Origin of the sequence: Clostridium ragsdalei P11, assembly GCF_001675165.1 — a bacterium.
Lineage (GTDB): Bacteria > Bacillota > Clostridia > Clostridiales > Clostridiaceae > Clostridium_B > Clostridium_B ragsdalei.
The window spans coordinates 1-19,065 of record NZ_LROS01000036.1 but is presented as its reverse complement, the minus strand read 5'-3'; the positions used below and the strand labels follow the sequence as shown (position 1 = coordinate 19,065).

The window sequence follows — 19,065 nt, the reverse complement described above, 5'->3', positions numbered from 1 at the left end:
GCGCCGCAGAACATGTCCACTTATGATATGCATTAATAAAATGATCATCTCCAGAAATTTGAACTGGCATTTTACTTTTTATAACTACACTCATAGCATTTGTTCCAATATTTTCTTCATTCATAAAGGCTCCCGGTATCATTTTTAAAGAAAAGGCTTCTGAGAGTATTTTTTCATCACCTAATGCATTTAATATACATCCTTCTCCATCTGTAAGTAATACAAAAAAATTAAATCCTTTTACAAAATTAATTAGCTGCTCCATATAAGGTGCTGCAGTCAATATTAAATTTCTGTTAGCTGCAAATCTTTTCTGCAATTCAATATCGTCTATTATTTTTTTACTAAATATCTGATGTGAATCAATATTAAACTTTTTACATCTTCTATGTGAAAGTTTTATATTTGGCTTGGATATAACTACGTTGCCAGATTTGCAAATAGCTACATTCATTATAATTCCTCCAATCACAACAACAGTTTTAAATTTATTTCTTCCATTGAAAGATTGCCTTTTAACTTTTATCTGATGGCTACCTGCTATAATACTTATTGCTATATCTTTAAGAGTTTATGCAAATATGATAATATCTATTTGGAATGGTACTTCTATATATATCAGTAAATATTATATTTCTTGATTTTTCTATAAAGAGTGTTCCTTCCTATACCCATAGCCTTAGCAGCTAAAGTAAAATTTCCTTTAAACTTTCTTATTACATTTTCTATATGTGTTTTTTCTAAATTTTCAAGGTTCATATTAAACATAAAATCTCCATCATAATATATACGACTATTTTTCACATTATCTTCTTTAAATAAGCCTTCTGATTGAATAATATTTTCATCTATATGCTCAATATTTATAAAAAATTCAATAACATTTTCTAGTTCTCTTATATTCCCAGGCCATTCATATTGTACTAACTTATCCATTTGATCACTAGTAATTTTTATTTTTCTTTTATTTAACTTCTTACTTATTCTATTCATATAGTAATCAACTAATAAACAAATATCATCTTTTCTATCCCTTAAAGGGGGAAGTGGGATAGGAAGAACATTTAATCTATAAAATAAATCTCTTCTGAAATTTCTATTTTCAACTTCTTCTTTTAAATTTTTATTTGTAGCTGCAATTATCCTAACATTTACGGGTATTTGACTGTACCCTCCGACTCTTACAATTAACCCCTCTTCTATAACTCTTAATAACTTTACCTGCATCTCAACAGGCATTTCCCCTATTTCATCTAAAAATACAGTTCCACCATTTGCTATTTCAAACTTTCCTAAATTTCCTCCTTTTTTAGCCCCTGTAAAAGCACCTTCCTCATACCCAAAAAGTTCAGACTCTATAAGTTTTTCCGGAATTGCACCACAGTTAACAGCCATAAAAACATTTTCTTTTCTGTCACTATAATTGTGTATAGCCTGAGCAAAAATTTCCTTTCCTGTACCACTTTCTCCTGTTATTAATATAGTAGACTTACTATTAGATATCTTTTTTGAATACTCTATTATGTTTAAGAAATTCTTATTTTTCCCTATTATTTTATCAAAAGTATATATGGCCTTTCCTTCTAATCGCCTTTCTTCTAATTTTCTTTTCTTTTTTATTTCTTTAAAAACAACTATGATTATCCTGTCATCCATTTTTTTTGTGTATAATGGATATATATTTAAATTTAATTTAAGTATATTCTTAACAGACTTTACGCTAGTTTCTATATTCTGTTGAATGCTTATATTATGTATATTACTTGTTATATTGTTCCAGTTACATACCATATCTTGAATATTCATGTCCATTATACACTCTTGACTATATCCTGTAATTTGTAGTAAGGCACTATTTACAAATTTAATTTCTCCATAAATGTTACAAATCATAATGCCTTCAGGTATAGATTCAATAAATGCTTCAAAGCTTTGCTTATTACTATTGAAGTTTATCATAACAACCGAATTTCATCTCCCGAACTTATCTAAGCATAACTTAACACTTTTGCAAATATATAAGCAACTAATGTAACTTCTATTCTCAAATTCACATCTTTCTATTAAAAACAGACTTCATATATAGAGAGAAGCTATCTTCTTTAACACATGAAGTCTACTTTCTAGTTTACCAAATCAAACTAGAACTTACCTATATATTCATCTAATCCTAATTTCTTTAATGTTTCTTCTGTAGGTATACCCTCTTTACTCCATCCTCGTACTGAGTAATATTCTGGCAGAAGAACATCTAGCCTATGAACGTGTCCCTTTGATGGACCATCTGGAATAGGTTCTTCTAACAATCTCTTTGGTAGAGTATCCTGGCTGCTGTCTATTCCAGCTGCAAGATTAAATAATTTTTCAAGAGTCCATACTCTATCTCCTGCCTCTAATAGTGAATCTGAATCACAAGTAGATTCTCCTACTACTGCATTATACATATCTACATAATCCTGTATTCCAAGCCCAAATGTAGTGAATATGCACAATCCTAAAGAATCAATTACAGCAGTTAAATCATGCATCATTTTGGCATAGGCTGCTTTACCATCTAATGCAAATCTATCAAGTTTTTCCGGATAACCTAATATTTCAGGATTAATCATATATCCCTTAATATGACATCCTCCTCTATTATTAACTGCATAGGTAATACCATGTCCCTGTATTCCCCTTGGATCATATGCTGGAATTTCTTGTTTTTTAACTGTCATAGAATACTCAGGTACTCCATAACCTTCACAAAGCCTATATGAACCATTTGTCATCTTTGCTCCAAAGCCTTCACTATATACCATTTTCTTTATCCAGCCAATCATAGACTCCGTATCTCCCCACTTGAGAGATAGGTTATCTCCGGCTATTTCTTCATCTTTTACATATCCTCTTTGATAAAGTTCCATAGCTGCAGCAATTGTTGCACCACAGGTAATAGTATCAATACCATATTCATTACATAACATATTAGCTTCATTTATAGCATCTAAATCATATGAACCACAGTCAGAGCCAAAACACCACAGTGTTTCATACTCCGGTCCTCCGCACTCTGTACCATCTTTTAGTCTAACCCATCTTCCACAACCTATAGGACAGCTGTAACAAGGATTTTTCCTTACTAGTTGGTTAGCAGTAAGAGTCTCTCCACTTATTTTATCTGCTTGATCCGTATAAGATTCTTGAAAATTATTTACAGGATGAACTCCATTTTCATTTATTATATTAACCAGTATAGCTGTACCATAAGTTGGCATTCCCTGACCAGCTACTGGATCATTTTTTAATGTTGTAATTTTTTCTACGGACACTTTTTTTACTTTTTCTTTATCAGCTAAAGCTATTTTTCCAGTTCCTTTAACTGTAATAGCTTTTAAGTTTTTAGATCCCATAACTGCACCAACGCCGCCTCTTGCTGCAGTTCTATCTACATCATTCATAACTGCTGCCATAAGGGACAATCTTTCACCAGCAGGTCCTATACATAATACCTTTGATCTATTCTCAGTTATCTTTTCTAACTCTTTTGTAGTTTCTGATGTAACTTTTCCCCAAAGCTGTGACGCATCTTTAATTTCTACTTTATCATCTACTATTTCAATGTAAACTGGTGAATCAGCCTTATCCTCTACTATTATCATATCCCAGCCAGCTTTTTTCAAGTCTACTCCCCATTTTCCACCCGAATTTGAAATTCCTATAGTTCCTGTAAGCGGTGCTTTAGTAACTACCATAAACCTTCCACTAGTTGGAACTGGAGCTCCAGTTAACGGACCTGTTACAATTATAAATTTATTTTCTGGTGATAATGCATCTATTTTAGGATCTATTTCATCAAATAAAGTTTTAACACCTAGTCCCCTACAGCCTATAAACTTTTTAGCTTTATCTAAATCTAAATTTTCTGATTTGCAAGTTCTTTCTTTTAAATTAATTCTTAATACTTTACCATTATAACCATACATTGAAATTCCTCCTCATATACATATATTTATTTCAGAAATGTTATAGAGCATAAATTGTGCCAAATATGGTTACAAAAAAACACTCAATAATCAACATTACATGCAATGTGTTGATTATCAAGTGAATTCATAGTAAATAATTTAATAACGTTTTTTTATTTTATAATAAAATGCTTAAATAATAAGCAATACAGTTCTCCATATTGCCAAAATGCTCAAAAAAAATACAATATTATCATTTTATTTTTAAAAAAGTGGTCAAATAACGTACAATACTATTTCTGTTTTTTTAAAACGTTCCAATATGGATCACAATTAGCATATACTTTAGAGCTTACTTGCTTATTCATTACTATTTTCCAGGAGATTGTGCTTTCAATATTTTATCTACCTCTTCATTAGTAAGATTATAGTTTAAAAATGTTTTATAGAAATTTTTTGTTTCAGCAGCTATGTCTAAATCTTTAAATTTATCTGGATGAATTGTTTTAGCAGCCCATTGAACTTGAAGCGCTTCTTCACAACTGTAACGATCCCATAAAAATGCACCAGTAGGATTTTGATATACTTTTCCATTTTTAACTGCTGATATCTTCTGCCAATTTGGATCATTAATTAATTTATCTATAGAGTTAACTTTACCACTAGCACCATTAGCCCCAAATATAATAATATCAGGATTCCACTGAATTACTTGTTCTAAGGATACTTCCTTCATATTTCCAGTAACATCCTTTGCAGCGTTTACTCCTCCAGCTGCTTCAATCCATTCATTAATAATAGTTTTGCTTCCATCTACACCAATTGGAGACAGCGACTCTACATGAAGAACTTTAGGTCTTTCACTATCTGGTATTTTTGAGGTAACATCTTTAACCATTTTAACCTTATCATCTAAATATTTGTTATATTTATCTGCACGCTTTGCAGCATCTCCACCTAAAATTTCACCAGTTAAAGATACACATTTTTTCATTGTGTCAAAAGTAGTAAAATTTAATTGAACTACTGGAATTCCTAAACTAGAAATTTTATTAGCATTTGCATCACCAGAAGATACAAATACTATGTCAGGTTTATTTTTCATTAAATCCTCTGTATTAAAATTTGCACCAAAAGTAGTAACTGCTTTTTTCATAGCTGGATTAACTTTATATAACCAAGGCATAGATTTTTCACTAAGCACTGTTTCCACAATTTTATCACCATCGCCTAATACTGATAAAACTTCATTATGTGCCTTCCAAGAATCAGCAACCTTGTTTATTTTTGTAGGAACTTGAACTTTTGCACCAGAAGTATCTGTAATAGTTTTTGTTTTTGAGCTAGTTTCTTGTGTCGAAGAAGATTTGTTTGATGATTGAGTCGATTGACTTGAATTGCAAGCAGTAAAAAACATCATTAAGAAAATACATAGAATAATTGTTGTTATTTTTTTCATTTTTATACATCCTTTCATAATAAAAATTATAATAAATTAGGTATTAGTTTTGTTTTACCAGATTACTTAAAATATTTTTATTAAATATACCAATTTATTAGAAGTTCACTAATTTTTAGCTTCATATTACTGCCTCCTTCCTTTTAATAAAATAGTTATAAAGAATGGTGCGCCTATTAATGACGTTAAAATACCTAGTGGTATTTCCATAGAAAATATGGTACGAGAGATGTTATCAATTAAAAGAAGATAAGCGCCTCCAATTAATATAGAACCTGGTAAAAGATCTTTATAATTAGGACCTACAATCATCCTAGTCACATGAGGAATAACCAAGCCTACCCATCCAATTATTCCAGCCATAGAAACAGAGGCAGCAGTTAATAAAGTAGAACAAAATATTAAAATAATTCTCATTCTATCTGTATTTATTCCTAGTGATTTTGCTTCTTCTTCACCAAAAGAAATAACATTTAACTTCCATCTCAATAATAAAATTGGAACAACTCCTATAATAAATGTAATTAAAAGAATATGAATTTCTTTAAAGGTTATGGTAGAAAGACCACCCATAAGCCAGAACGTTATTGCTGGAAGTTTACTGTCTGGATCAGCTACATATTTTGTTAAAGAAATAAGGGATTGAAAAAGGGATGATACCACTATACCCGTAAGTACCAATATTAAAGTTGTATTATTACTACGTCCAATAACCTTACTAACAGCATAAGTAATAAGAACTGCACCCATGCCAAAGGCAAAAGCAAGAAATTGTACTCCTGCCATATTAAAAGATAATAAAAGTCCCATTGCAGCACCAAAACCGGCACCTGCTGAAGCACCTAATATATCAGGAGAAACCATAGGATTTTTAAATAGGCATTGATATGTAGTCCCAGCTACTGAAAGTGAAGAACCAATTAATAACGCAGCTATAATCCTTGGTAATCTTATTTTAAATAATACAGTATCAACATTTTCAGACCAGATTTGAGGTAACCCAAATATTTTTGCATAAAATATATAAAAAAGATCTTTAAATGATACTGAATACCTTCCCATAGTAAATGAAATCAAAAATGTAAAAAGGGCCAGGATAATAAGTATAATTTTTATAGATATTATATTGCTTTTTTTTACACTTTCTCCTCTTAACGTTTGCATGAAACAGCCTCCTACTCCTATTTTGTTTATAGAAAATGTCTCTTTAATGTAAAATATTTTAGTTAATCATAGGTATGCAGGCTTTGATTTGCTGTCCATTTGAATCAACTGTAGTTATAATTTTTACATTAATACCATATGCTTTTTTAAGCATATCCTCTGTTACAACCTCATTCACGCTGCCTACTGTAAATACATTGCTTTTTTCCATAAGTGCCACTTTTGTGGAACATAGAAAAGCATGATTGGGAAAATGTGAAGTCATAACAACTGCTAATCCTCTTTCAGAAAGCTTATTTATCTGTTCTAGTACTCTAATCTGATTTCCAAAATCCAAATTAGAAGTTGGTTCATCCATTATTAACATTTTGGGCTGCTGAGCAAGAGCCCTAGCAATTAAAACCATTTGCCTTTCACCACCGCTTATTTCCGTATATACCTTGTCCTTTAGATAGGATATTTTCAAAGTATTTATGGCCTCTTCTGCAATGTCCATATCTTCTTTTGTAGGAGAAGAAAACATTGAAAGGTGAGCAGTTCTCCCCATCAATACCACATCAAAAACTTTAAATGGAAAAGGGGGTGTATGTGCCTGAGGTACATAACCAATAGTTTTAGCTAATTTCTTTCTAGACCAATTATGTATATTCTCTCCATCCAAAAGTATTTCCCCACCCTTTAACTTTAAGAATCCTAATATAGTCTTAAAGAAAGTTGTTTTTCCTACACCATTAGGTCCTAACAAACATAATATTTCTCCCGAGCTTACATTCATAGATATATTTTTTACTATAATGCTTGTACCATAACCACAAATAGCGTTTTTAACCTCTAATTTCATATCAGTTCTCTCCTTCCTGCAATAACCGAACATCCTTCCTTTGCCTAGGTGTCATTAATTTTGTCAAGTTTTTGCCAATACAGATATATAAAAAATAGGCACATGCCAAAAGCACATACCTATTCTCTCGATATTTGCAATGGCCTTCTTCTCAAACACGGAAAGCACATCATTTTCATGACATACTCATTGGTTTTATCTCCATAGGCTTAGCGTTAGGATCAAAAACTTGAAGTCCTGTAATATTATACTTACTTATATATTTTTTCTAAAAGATAACGCCTTCTAAGTGCTAAATCAGCAAGAATCCTGTTTATCACAGGGGAATTATATCATACTCAGTTGAGAGAAGATCTATAAAGGCCATCTTTTTTCTTAAAAGTTCTCCTCTACCTAAAAGAAGCTTTATTACTTCACTTACTTCAATTGAAGCTGCTAAAGCTGGTATAAACGATGGATTACCCATTTCCTTTTCAATTCCTTTAGATGTTTGCTTATCTACATTATAAATCTTATTTAAGGTATCATCCCCTGGAAGTATAGTAGTAATTTGAGCATACCATCCTGCTATGGCTCCATAAACCATTGGTATATTAAGTTTTTTGCAGCTGCGTTGAAGTAATAATCTTGCTGGTATGCTGTCAAGAGCATCTACTACTACATCGTGATTACTTAAAATACTGCAAGCATTATCTTCCGTAAGCATTTTTTCTAATGCTTTTACCTCTATTAGTGGATTTACTTTTTCCATTCTAGCCTTTGCTTCCTGTGCTTTGCTAAAACCTATAGTGTCTGTACTTGAAAGTATTTGCCTATTCAAATTAGATTCCTCAAATACATCTCCATCTACTGCAGTAATATTTCCTATTCCTATTCTTCCAAGCATTTCAATGACATAACCACCAATTCCTCCACAGCCTACAACACAAACTTTAAATTTCTTTAAGCTATCATTTTCTTCTTTTGACAGGGTTTTCATATTTCTAACATAACGTTCCAAATTTAACCGCCTCCTACTGGTGGGAACAATGACAATACATCATTGTCATTAAGTTCTGTATTTGCTTTACCATCCCTACCATTTATAAGTAAAATAGCTACTTCTTCTTCCTTAATATTTATCTTTTTAAATATATCCGCAGGTGTTACGGGCTCGTCAAATTCTAAAAACAATTTTTTATCTCTATCTTTTCTAAAATAAGCAAATAATCTAACTTCTATTTTCAAGTTTCCACCTCCTTAGGCTAAGAAAATAGACTTCATATACAGAGACAAGATGTCTTTTTTAATACATGAAGTCTAATCTCTAATTAATTTAATTAAAACTTACCTACATATTCATCTAATCCTAATTTCTTTAACGTTTCCTCTGTAGGTATACCATTTTTATCCCATCCACGTACTGAATAATATTCAGGAAGAAGTACATCTAATCTATGAATCTCTCCTTTTGATGGTCCTTCTGGAACTGGTTCCTCAAGCAATCTCTTTGGAAGAGTATCCTGTGAACTATCTATGCCTGCCTTTAAGTTAAATATTTTTTCTAAAGTCCATATTCTATCTCCAGCTAACATTAAAGAGTCTACATCATGTAATTCTCCACCAACTACTGCATTATACAAATCAACATAATCCTGTGCACCAAGACCAAATGTTGTAAAAATACATAATCCAAGTGAATCTATAACAGCTGTTAAATCATGGAATACTCTAGCATATCCTGCTTTTCCTTCCACTGCAAGTCTATCAAGTTTTTCTGGATAACCAAGTATTTCAGGGCTTACCATATATCCCTTAATATGACACCCTCCCCTATTGTTAACAGCATAAGTTATACCATGTCCCTGTATTCCTCTTGGGTCATATGCTGGGATTTCTTGTTTTTTTACAGTCATTGAATACTCAGGTACACCGTATGAGTCACAAAGTCTGTATGAACCATCTGCCATCTTGTCTCCAAATCCTTCTCTAAGTCCCATTTTCTTTACCCATTCAACCATGGACTTAGCATCTCCCCAATTAAGTGACAATCCATCTGCTGCTATTTCTTCATCCTTAATATAACCTCTTTGATAAAGTTCCATAGCTGCTGCAATAGTACATCCTGCTGTAATGGTATCTAATCCATATTCATTACACAACATATTTGCTGTATTTACAGCATTTATATCGTATACATCACAATCAGATCCAAATGACCATAATGTTTCATATTCTGGTCCTCCACATTCAGTTCCATCATCAAGTTTTACCCATCTTCCACAGGCAATTGGACACCTATAGCAAGGATTTTTTCTAACTAAGCAATCTTTAGTTAAAGTTTCTCCACTGATCTTATCTGCCTGATCTGTATAAGATTTTTGGAAATTTTTTACTGGATGTACGCCATTTTCATTTATAATATTAACAAGTACAGCTGTTCCGTATGTTGGAAGTCCTCCACCAGCTACTGGATCTTTTCTTAAAATATTTGTTTTCTCAAGTGCTACTTCTTTCACTTTTTGCTCATCAAATAATTTTACTTTTCCGCTTCCTTTAACTACAATAGCTTTTAAGTTCTTTGAGCCCATAACAGCTCCAACACCACCACGTCCTGCTGTTCTATCAACATCATTCATAACTGCTGCCATAAGTGATAATTTTTCCCCAGCTGGTCCTATGCATAAAACCTTAGCTCTCGAATCTGTTTCCTGTTGAAGCATTTTTGTAGTTTCTTCTGTTAGTTTTCCCCAAACATGAGAAGCATCCCTAAATTCTACTTTATCATCTACTATATTTACATAAACTTCTTTATCAGATTTACCTTCAACGATTATCATATCGTATCCAGCTGCTTTGAATTCTGCTCCCCATTTTCCACCTGAATTTGCAATAGCAATAGTTCCTGTTAAAGGTGATTTAGTAACTACCATGAATCTTCCGCTTGTTGGAACAGGCGCACCTGTAAGTGGTCCCGCTGCTATAATAAATTTGTTATCAGGTGATAATGGATCTACCTTTGGATCTACTTCGTCAAATAAGGTTTTTACGCCTAAACCTCTTGCACCTATAAATTTTTTAGCTTTGTCAATTTTCAATTCTTCCACTATATAAGTTTTACTACTTAGATTAATTCTTAATACCTTACCATTATATCCGTACATAAAAACCCTCCTAAAAAATTGATTATTCAAACAATTATTATATGTAGCATAAACCATGCCAATAATAAAATATTGTGTTTTGAGGGTATTACACCAAGCAAACTGTTCCATTCTGGTGCAATTTTGTTCCATTCCAGATCATTGTTCTGTTTCGGAACATTCTATGTGATACTTTTCCATCTTTCTATATAAGGTATTTCTTCCAATTCCCATTGCCTTAGCCGCTAAACTTATATTTCCACTGAAGCTTTTAAGAACCTTTATAATATGATTTTTTTCTACATCTTCAAGCTTCATACTTTCAAAATTCATAGAACCTTCAGCAACTTTATTGTTTCCAACTACAGAAGTTTTATGTAGTTTAAGTATATAATCTGGAATCTTTTCTGTATTTACTATAAGTTCAACAACATTTTCTAATTCCCTTATATTCCCAGGCCAATCATATTCCAAAAATTTATTCATTACAGTACTATCAATTTTAAACTTATTCTTGTTTAGCTTCTTACTTACTTTAGTCATATAGTAATCTATCAAAATAGGGATATCTTCTTTTCTATCTCTTAAAGGTGGAAGCCATAGAGGAAGTACATTAAGTCTATAAAATAAATCCTTTCTAAATCTTCCCTTTTTTACTTCCTCTTGTAAGTCTTTATTTGTAGCTGCTATAATCCTGACATCTACAGGAATCTGTTTAGAACCTCCAACTCTGCTTACAACGCCTTCTTCTATAACCCTTAAAAGTCTTACTTGTGTCTCTAAGGACATTTCACCTATTTCATCTAAAAAAATAGTTCCACCATGAGCTAATTCAAATTTACCAGCATTGCCACCCTTTTTAGCTCCTGTAAAAGCCCCTTCTTCATAGCCAAGCAACTCTGACTCGATAAGATTTGATGGTATAGCGCCACAATTTACTGCAATAAAGATTTTATCTCTTCTACTACTTAAATTATGTATAGCTTGTGCAAAGATCTCTTTACCTGTACCACTCTCACCAGTTATCAATACAGTAGATGTACTATCAGATATTTTTTTTGCATACTCTATTACGCTTACAAAACTTTTACTTTTTCCTATTATTTTATCAAAAGTATATATAGCACAACTTTGAGATATCTTTTTTACTGATTTTCTATATACTTTTTCATTATCACTTTTCATATTATTTCAATTTTATCTCCTCTTTTAATCCATCCAGAACTTAGCACTTTAGCAAATACGCATTCTCTAGTCATAACACAGTCATCTGCTAATTTTCTTCTTTCACATCCTTTATGACACTGTTTTCCAACTTCAGTAATTTCTAAAACAGCTTCACCTATTTTCACTTTTGTACCAACAGACAACTTATATAAATCTAAACCAAAGGTAGTAAGATTTTCAGTAAATTTAACTGTACAAAAGCCATCTATTCCTGATTTTTTTATCTTATCAATGCTTTCCTGTCCCAGTAAACTCACCTGTCTATCTAATTTTCCTGCATGAATATCTCCTACAATACCATGATTTATTTCAAAATATCCCTTTTCAATATTCTTCTTAACAACTCCTTTCTTCTCACCTATATTTATCGATAAAATGCTAGGCATCCAAGTATCTCCCTTCATACAACTTATCTTTTAAATATATTACTCAACTTTCGCACATACAAAACTTTAACTTAATATACTAAGCAAAGCATTTGAAAAGTACAAAGTTTAAAGAACAAATAACAGATAAGGATGATTTCCTTCGTGCCTCAGGAAATCTATAATATTAATATTTTCTGACGTTAGAAAGAAAATTATCATTAATTATTTGATATTTGTACTTTGTTCTTTGTTCTTTAAAAAATATTGCTTCGCAATATTTTTAAACTGCGAAAGTTTAGTATATTATATTACATATATCCGAGTAATCATAGCCTCCAAGTTCATCAAGCTTCTTTAAAAATTCACTGCTTTTCATAACCTTAAGCAGCTCTTTAATTATATCAAGCTCCAAATACTGTACAGGCACTGCAAAATCGTATTCCTCATTGCAAACTGGAATGAAATCAAGGCCCATCATATCTGCTGCGGAATATACTCCAAGACCACAATCAACATCTCCATTAGCTACTGCAGCTGCCACTGAAAGGTGTGTAAACTCTTCTCTTTCATAACCATTAATTTGGTCAGGTGAAATATGAAGCTTTTTTAAATAGTAATCTAAAAGTAATCTTGTACCTGCTCCTCTTTGTCTATTTACAAAACGCACATTTTTTTCTGATATATCTGAAATACTTTTAAGTGACAAAGGATTACCCTTTTGAACCATAAGTCCTTGAATTCTTTTTACTACTTTTATCAATGCTATATCTTTATTTTTTAAATACTTATTGATATAAGAAATATTATATTCTCCAGTTTCCATATCCAATAAATGAATCGGAGCAATATGTGTTTCTTCATTTTTAAGTGCCATTATTCCACCCATACTTCCTGTATGAGCTGAAGATAAATAGTAATGTTTACTGCTTAAATGAAGCATATCTGACAATACATCCAAAATAGGATCATGGCTGCCTATACACACAATAGTGTTTTTAATTTCCTCCATATCCCTCATGAGACTTATTTCAACTTTTGTTCCTGCTTCAATACCTTCTACATTTTGAGGAACCTCTAATGTTCCATCGGCTCTAACAAGTGACATAGTGGCACCTGCTCCTCTTGATAGTGGTGTTGCAATAATCTTATTTCCCACATATCCAAGCTTCATTCTCACAAATTCTAAATGTTTTAAGGATGACATAATTCTTCTGGATAAAATTGCATCTACCTTTTGAGGTTCTTTTGTCTTCAATCCTTGATAATTTTCTACTATTTTCTTAAGGACTTTTTCCATTATGATATAAGCAGAAACAGGATATCCAGGTATACCAAGAACAGGTTTATTATTAATTCGTCCCATAATAGTAGGTTTTCCTGGTTTTATAGCAATACCATGTACATAAACTTTTCCTAAATCAGCAATTAAATCACTGGTAAAATCTTCTCTTCCTGCAGAAGAACCAGCATTGATTATAACTATATCACACTCTGAAACAGCTTTTTTTAAAGTTTCCTTTAAAATTTCATAATTATCTTTTACTATACCATACCTTTTTGGTGTTCCTCCATATTCAATTACTTGTGCACTAAAAGTCCTTGAATTAAAATCAATTATATCTCCAACTTTAAGGTCACTGCCTGGTTCCACTATCTCAGTACCTGTTGGTATAATGCCTACTAAAGGTTTTTTGTAAACTTCAATTGTATTCACTCCTCCTGCCAGCATTGCTCCTATGTCTACAGGTCTTACAGTATGACCTGATGGAACAATAAGTTGCTTTTCCACTATATCTTCACCTAATGGACGTATATTCTGCCAGGGAGCTGCACTTTTATATATTTGAATTCTATTTTCAGCTATGTTAACTATATCCTCTACCATTATCACACAGTCATATTCCTTTGGAACTGGATCTCCTGTATCTACTACTATATAATCCTTCCCTTCCTCTAGCACAATAGGATGCTTTTCGGATGCTCCTATAGTTTTAGAACTATGAAGGGCAATACCATCCATGGCAGAACAATTATAAAAAGGGGAAGAAATTTTTGAATAAACCGCCTGTGCAATAACTCTGCCTAAACCTTCTTCTGTGTTTATTACTTCTTTATTAAGAAATACAGAACTTATTTCACTTAAATATTTATTTAATGCTTCTTTAAATTCATAATTTGATAAATATACTTTCTGTGCCATAATATCACCTCTGAAATTTATAAACATATACCTGTTGATCTTTAAAAATTCCCTCTACATTTTTATCTATCTTTACATAACCCCAGGCCTTGGTAAATCCACTAATTGCAGCAGACTTGGTTAAAACAGGTACAGCTATATATTCTCCTTCTATATTTTTAATTGTAACTGGAAGATATTCTTCCCTTCCTTTGGCTTTATGATAGTTAGTACTAAACTTACAAGGAATAGGATATTCAACTTCTTCAAATTTCATCATTCTCTGTAAAAAATATCTAACTATTATTCTATAAACTACTGCACAGGAAAGAGGATGTCCTGGCAACCCAAATATAGGTTTATTTTTAACTTTTCCTAGTATAGTTGGTTTACCTGGTTTTATTGATATTCCGTGAAGAAGTATACCTGGCTTACCAAGTTCATCAATAATTTTCGCAGTTTGATCCTTCTTTCCTACTGAACTTCCACCAGATATGAGAACTACATCACATTCTTCATTAGCTTTTTTTGCAGTTTCAAATAATTTTTCATAATCATCTCTTATGACTCCATAGAATATTGCTTCTCCACCATCTTCAATGACAGAAGAATACAAAAGATATGAATTTATGTCTCTGATTTGACCAGGCTTTGGATATTCTTCTGGTGATATAATTTCATCCCCAGTAGAAATTATCCCCACCTTTGGTCTGCAAATTACTGGTACCTTAATAATTCCCAAACTGGACAGCATGCTTATACTATAGGGTTTAAGTACTGTTCCTGCTTTAAGCACAGTTTCCCCTAATTCCACATCTTCATCTTCATTAAGCACATTTTCACCAAATGCAACTGGCTTATTCACAAGTATAGTAGTATCATCCATTTTATCAGTATACTCAATCATTACCACACTATCTGCACCCTCAGGAAGCATTCCTCCAGTTGGTATGTACATACATTCTCCTGGAAATTCCAATGATTTAGAAGGCATCTTGCCCATTATAACTTCTCCCTTTAAATCAAGCATAGATGGCATACTTTCACTAGCTCCCTGTACTTCCTTACACTTTACTGCATATCCATCCACAATAGATCTTTTAAAACCTGGAACATTTAACGGTGAAACAATATCCTCATATAATATTCTGTCATTACATTCTTTTAAGTCTATTAATTCTTTCCCTAAACTTATAGAAAAATTAGAATTAATTGTGTCTTTTACCTCCTCAACTGATGACACCTTATAAAAGTCCATACTTTATTGCCTCCTATCTTTCACCATCGAAGTGATGATTTTAGTATTTAATCCTATTTTATGCAATCTGCATTTAACCACATTTTAAGTTTTTCATTTGAAGGATTTGTAAAAAACTGAACCTTATCTCCATATTCGATAATTTTACCTTTATCCATATACAGAACATAGTCAGCTATTCTCTTTGCCTGATACAAATCATGGGTAATCATTATTACAATTCTGCCATTTAAACACATACTTTTTATTAATTTTTCAGCAACTAATGTGCTTTCTAAGTCCATGCTGGCAGTTGGTTCATCTAATAAAGTTATCTTTGTCTCCAGCATAGCTACTCTTAAAAGAGCTGTTTTTGCTTTTTCTCCACCAGATAAAGTTTTTGCATTCTTATCCATTAATTTTTCCATATCAAAATCTTTAATATAGAAACTATACTTTTGTAAAAGCTCTTCCCACCTTTTCTCTTTAAATAGAAGTCCTTTTATTATATTTTCCTTAACAGAAGTATTGAAAATATATGGTTTCTGAAGTAACATTGAAATTTTATCTTTTGCATCTTCAAAACCTTCATCGTCGTATTTTATGCTTCCTGAATTAACCCTATTTACTCCTGCTATACACTCAAGAAATGTGCTTTTTCCACTTCCATTTAAACCTAAAATTATATATATTCCTGCCTGTTTAAAATTAAATTTATCTATATTTAGCACTACCCTATTTCCATATTGTTTTATAATATTTAAAACCTCAATATTCATCAATTTCACTTCCCCGAAATTTGTGTAAAATGACATTTATAATTAGAGAAATAGAAAGTAGTATTACTCCTATGATGATAGCTCCTTCAAAATTTCCTTTTCCTGTTTCTAATGCTATATATGTGGTCATTACTCTTGTATGATCTTTAATATTTCCTCCTACCATCATTACTGCTCCAACTTCTGAAATAGCTCTTCCAAAGCCAGTAGCAGCTATAGTAAGTAACTGTTCCTTCATTTCGATAATTATGGTTAATAAAGTTTTAAATCTTGAAGCACCAAGCACTTCACAATTTTTTTTAATCTCCCTACCTTGCTTTTGTGTTGAACTAATTGTAAGGCCAATTATTATAGGAAATACCAATAGTGTCTGTGCTATAATCATAGCTGTTGGAGTAAATAAAAGCTCCAGACTGCCTAAAATACCTTTTCTTGAAAGTAATAAATATACTAAAAGCCCCATGAGCACTGGCGGAGTACTCATAAGGGTCTCTAATAACCTTACCATAACCTTTTTCAATTTGAAATCTTTTAGTCCTGCTAAAACCCCTATAGTTATTCCTGCTGCTGCTGCCATAACTGTAGATGATAGGGATACTATTAGGGACATACTTATAACAGGAAGTATGTCTTTTATAAGTATTAGCATTTTAAATTTGTCTCCCATTATAAATTATTTTTTAGCATTTGGAATAAAAAGTGCCTGACCATATTTGTCTTTTCCATATTCACCTATATTTTTTTGAATTTTATCAGACAAAATCCAATTGTAAAATTCATCTGCTTCTTTTTCCTTAAGCTTAGGGTTCTTTGCAGGATTTAATTTTATTACTCCATATTGATTATATAACTGAGGACTTTTCTCTGTAACAATTTGAAGCTTTAACTTGTTTTTCATAGATAAATATGTTCCCCTATCAGTTAAAGTATAGGCTTTCATTTCATCTGCCATTTGTAATACTGCACCCATTCCCTTACCTGCAGATACGTACCAACTTCCACTAGGTGTAATTTCTGCAGACTTCCATAAGCCTTTTTCCTTACTGTGAGTACCTGATTCATCTCCTCTTGAAATAAATTTAACATTACTATCCTTAATTATCTTCAAAGCATCAATTGGATTATTATAAGCCTTTTCTTTAATCTTAGCAGGATCTTCAGTTGGTCCTACAATAATAAAATCATTATACATTACATCATTTCTTTTAAGTCCATAACCATTTTTTATGAATTCTTCTTCTTTTGATTTATCATGTACTAAAAGACAATCAGCATCACCATTTTGTGCAAGCTTTAAAGCTTCTCCTGTTCCTTTTGCTACTACCTTTACATCTATTCCAGTGTCCTTTTTAAATAATGGAACTAGATAATCTAAAAGTCCCGTATCCTGTGTACTGGTAGTAGTAGCTAGTACCATACTTCTAGCTTCCTTTGGTTTGGCAGCTTCTTGTTGTTTAGTAGTACATCCCACTAAAAAAACAAAGATTAAACTTAATAATAGTGCAAGTTTTTTCTTCATAAAAAAGACCTCCTATTTAAAATTTGCATAAAAAAGAACAAAAGTAAGTTCTTTCTTTTTAGTAGAATGTGTAACCTTTTATAAATCTATTCATTTGAAATCTGTTAACTTATTTTTTAAGTTATTACTCAGAACTTTATAACTATTATTTCATGTATAATATCTTGATTACAATATTATAACTTTTTTATTGTCAACAATTGTTTAAAAATGAATAAAACAACAAAATATTGTATAAAATTTAATATCTATCTGTATAACCTTTAAGTATTTCATTTTCACAGCATCACTCTTAAATTTTCATACATAAATACTGTAATTCTTCACATAATATTATATGAAGAAATATTTACTATTCCTTGATTAAATTTTGGAAGAAATGTTTAAAAAATATCTTATAGAGTATATAAAAAACTCTATAGGATATTTTTTATATACTACAAAATAAAAAATATTTTTTCTTAAAAGTTCCCATCTCTCTTTCTTCTCTGTATAAAAAATTTATATTTCTATTTCATATTTTTTTATTTTGCTGTACAAAGTATTTCTTCTTATACCCAGTGCTGCTGCTGAATGGGTTATATTTCCTTCAAATTTCTTCAATACTTTAATTACATGTTCTTTTTCCACATAATCTAACTTTAAACAATCATCACTAATATCTACAAGTACCTCATTATCACAATTCTCTTCTGTAAAATAATCTGCAGGTATAGATCCTGTATTTACAATTAGCTCAACCAAGTTTTCTAATTCCCTTATGTTTCCAGGCCAATTGTAGTTAATCATTTTCTTCAAGTATTCTTTTAATATAGCTGGCTCTTTTTTATTTAATTTTTGTGCTATACTCTTAACAAAATATTGAATAAGAATAGGTATATCCTTTTTTCTTTCTCTAAGTGGAGGTAAATATAAAGGCAGAACATTTAATCTGTAATATAAGTCTTTTCTAAATCTTCCAGCTTCCACTTCTTTTTTTAAATCTCTGTTTGTGACAGCTATAATTCTTACATCTACAGGTATAGACTTTGAACTCCCTATTCTCGTTATTACGCCTTCCTGTACAACTCTTAGAAGCTTTGTCTGCATATCAAGTGGCATTTCTCCAATTTCATCCAGCATCATAGTTCCACCATCTGCCAATTCAAATTTTCCAAGGTTTCCACCTTTTTTGGCACCTGTAAAAGCTCCTTCTTCATATCCAAAAAGCTCTGACTCTATAA

General features: G+C 31.6%; 15 protein-coding genes, 2 pseudogenes and 1 riboswitch. All 17 genes and pseudogenes read right to left on the bottom strand.

The annotated features are described in order from the left end of the window. Positions 1-454, bottom strand: a pseudogene (locus tag CLRAG_RS14670) (AAA family ATPase); the annotation flags it as partial. Positions 455-618: 164 nt separating this feature from the next. Then, complete coding sequence (locus CLRAG_RS14665) at positions 619-1,959, bottom strand: sigma-54 interaction domain-containing protein (RefSeq protein ID WP_065079107.1); 1,341 nt, start codon at positions 1,957-1,959, stop codon at positions 619-621. A 182-nt stretch (positions 1,960-2,141) separates the two neighbouring features. Next, entirely contained in the window at positions 2,142-3,965 is a 1,824-nt protein-coding gene (locus tag CLRAG_RS14660; RefSeq protein WP_065079106.1) for an aldehyde ferredoxin oxidoreductase family protein, read from the bottom strand. A gap of 352 nt (positions 3,966-4,317) precedes the next feature. Next, a complete protein-coding gene (locus CLRAG_RS14655; protein WP_065079105.1) occupies positions 4,318-5,406 on the bottom strand; it encodes an ABC transporter substrate-binding protein in 1,089 nt (362 codons plus the stop codon). A 126-nt stretch (positions 5,407-5,532) separates the two neighbouring features. Beyond that, the gene (locus CLRAG_RS14650) at positions 5,533-6,570 is read right to left on the bottom strand and encodes a FecCD family ABC transporter permease (protein ID WP_065079104.1); all 1,038 of its coding nucleotides are present in this window, start codon (positions 6,568-6,570) and stop codon (positions 5,533-5,535) included. 58 nt (positions 6,571-6,628) lie between these two features. Further along, positions 6,629-7,411: an ABC transporter ATP-binding protein gene (locus CLRAG_RS14645; protein WP_065079103.1), complete on the bottom strand. Its 783-nt coding sequence runs from the start codon at positions 7,409-7,411 to the stop codon at positions 6,629-6,631. Between the two features lie 128 nt (positions 7,412-7,539). After that, positions 7,540-7,658, bottom strand: a riboswitch (molybdenum cofactor riboswitch). Positions 7,659-7,727: 69 nt separating this feature from the next. After that, positions 7,728-8,411, bottom strand: a complete 684-nt coding sequence (locus tag CLRAG_RS14640) for a HesA/MoeB/ThiF family protein (RefSeq protein ID WP_065079102.1) — start codon at positions 8,409-8,411, stop codon at positions 7,728-7,730. 2 nt (positions 8,412-8,413) lie between these two features. Then, on the bottom strand, positions 8,414-8,638 hold the full coding sequence (locus tag CLRAG_RS14635; RefSeq protein WP_023161668.1) for a MoaD/ThiS family protein: 225 nt from the start codon (positions 8,636-8,638) through the stop codon (positions 8,414-8,416). 92 nt (positions 8,639-8,730) lie between these two features. Then, on the bottom strand, positions 8,731-10,554 hold the full coding sequence (locus CLRAG_RS14630) for an aldehyde ferredoxin oxidoreductase family protein (RefSeq protein WP_065079101.1): 1,824 nt from the start codon (positions 10,552-10,554) through the stop codon (positions 8,731-8,733). A gap of 138 nt (positions 10,555-10,692) precedes the next feature. Then, a pseudogene (locus tag CLRAG_RS14625) lies at positions 10,693-11,712 on the bottom strand (sigma-54 interaction domain-containing protein); the annotation flags it as partial. Positions 11,713-11,714: 2 nt separating this feature from the next. Then, positions 11,715-12,146 carry an MOSC domain-containing protein gene (locus CLRAG_RS14620; RefSeq protein ID WP_065079099.1) on the bottom strand — a complete coding sequence of 144 codons (432 nt, stop codon included), beginning with the start codon at positions 12,144-12,146 and terminating at the stop codon, positions 11,715-11,717. A 277-nt stretch (positions 12,147-12,423) separates the two neighbouring features. Continuing rightward, positions 12,424-14,328: a molybdopterin biosynthesis protein gene (locus CLRAG_RS14615; protein WP_065079108.1), complete on the bottom strand. Its 1,905-nt coding sequence runs from the start codon at positions 14,326-14,328 to the stop codon at positions 12,424-12,426. Between the two features lie 4 nt (positions 14,329-14,332). Continuing rightward, on the bottom strand, positions 14,333-15,565 hold the full coding sequence (locus CLRAG_RS14610) for a molybdopterin molybdotransferase MoeA (protein ID WP_065079098.1): 1,233 nt from the start codon (positions 15,563-15,565) through the stop codon (positions 14,333-14,335). Positions 15,566-15,618: 53 nt separating this feature from the next. Next, a complete protein-coding gene (locus CLRAG_RS14605) occupies positions 15,619-16,323 on the bottom strand; it encodes an ATP-binding cassette domain-containing protein (RefSeq protein WP_065079097.1) in 705 nt (234 codons plus the stop codon). Then, the gene (locus CLRAG_RS14600) at positions 16,313-16,972 is read right to left on the bottom strand and encodes an ABC transporter permease (protein ID WP_065079096.1); all 660 of its coding nucleotides are present in this window, start codon (positions 16,970-16,972) and stop codon (positions 16,313-16,315) included. The genes CLRAG_RS14605 and CLRAG_RS14600 overlap by 11 nt, the downstream gene beginning before the upstream one ends. A 24-nt stretch (positions 16,973-16,996) precedes the next feature. Then, entirely contained in the window at positions 16,997-17,842 is an 846-nt protein-coding gene (locus tag CLRAG_RS14595; protein ID WP_065079095.1) for an ABC transporter substrate-binding protein, read from the bottom strand. 501 nt (positions 17,843-18,343) lie between these two features. After that, positions 18,344-19,065, bottom strand: a 722-nt coding sequence (locus tag CLRAG_RS14590; protein ID WP_167351578.1) for a sigma 54-interacting transcriptional regulator, incomplete at its 5' end; no start/stop codon positions are given.

Bases quoted from the DNA above. Each gene is read 5' to 3' on its own strand.
- CLRAG_RS14665 (WP_065079107.1), bottom strand. From the start codon at position 1,959: ATGATAAACTTCAATAGTAATAAGCAAAGCTTTGAAGCATTTATTGAA.
- CLRAG_RS14660 (WP_065079106.1), bottom strand. From the start codon at position 3,965: ATGTATGGTTATAATGGTAAAGTATTAAGAATTAATTTAAAAGAAAGA.
- CLRAG_RS14655 (WP_065079105.1), bottom strand. From the start codon at position 5,406: ATGAAAAAAATAACAACAATTATTCTATGTATTTTCTTAATGATGTTT.
- CLRAG_RS14650 (WP_065079104.1), bottom strand. From the start codon at position 6,570: ATGCAAACGTTAAGAGGAGAAAGTGTAAAAAAAAGCAATATAATATCT.
- CLRAG_RS14645 (WP_065079103.1), bottom strand. From the start codon at position 7,411: ATGAAATTAGAGGTTAAAAACGCTATTTGTGGTTATGGTACAAGCATT.
- CLRAG_RS14630 (WP_065079101.1), bottom strand. From the start codon at position 10,554: ATGTACGGATATAATGGTAAGGTATTAAGAATTAATCTAAGTAGTAAA.
- CLRAG_RS14620 (WP_065079099.1), bottom strand. From the start codon at position 12,146: ATGCCTAGCATTTTATCGATAAATATAGGTGAGAAGAAAGGAGTTGTT.
- CLRAG_RS14615 (WP_065079108.1), bottom strand. From the start codon at position 14,328: ATGGCACAGAAAGTATATTTATCAAATTATGAATTTAAAGAAGCATTA.
- CLRAG_RS14610 (WP_065079098.1), bottom strand. From the start codon at position 15,565: ATGGACTTTTATAAGGTGTCATCAGTTGAGGAGGTAAAAGACACAATT.
- CLRAG_RS14605 (WP_065079097.1), bottom strand. From the start codon at position 16,323: ATGAATATTGAGGTTTTAAATATTATAAAACAATATGGAAATAGGGTA.
- CLRAG_RS14600 (WP_065079096.1), bottom strand. From the start codon at position 16,972: ATGCTAATACTTATAAAAGACATACTTCCTGTTATAAGTATGTCCCTA.
- CLRAG_RS14595 (WP_065079095.1), bottom strand. From the start codon at position 17,842: ATGAAGAAAAAACTTGCACTATTATTAAGTTTAATCTTTGTTTTTTTA.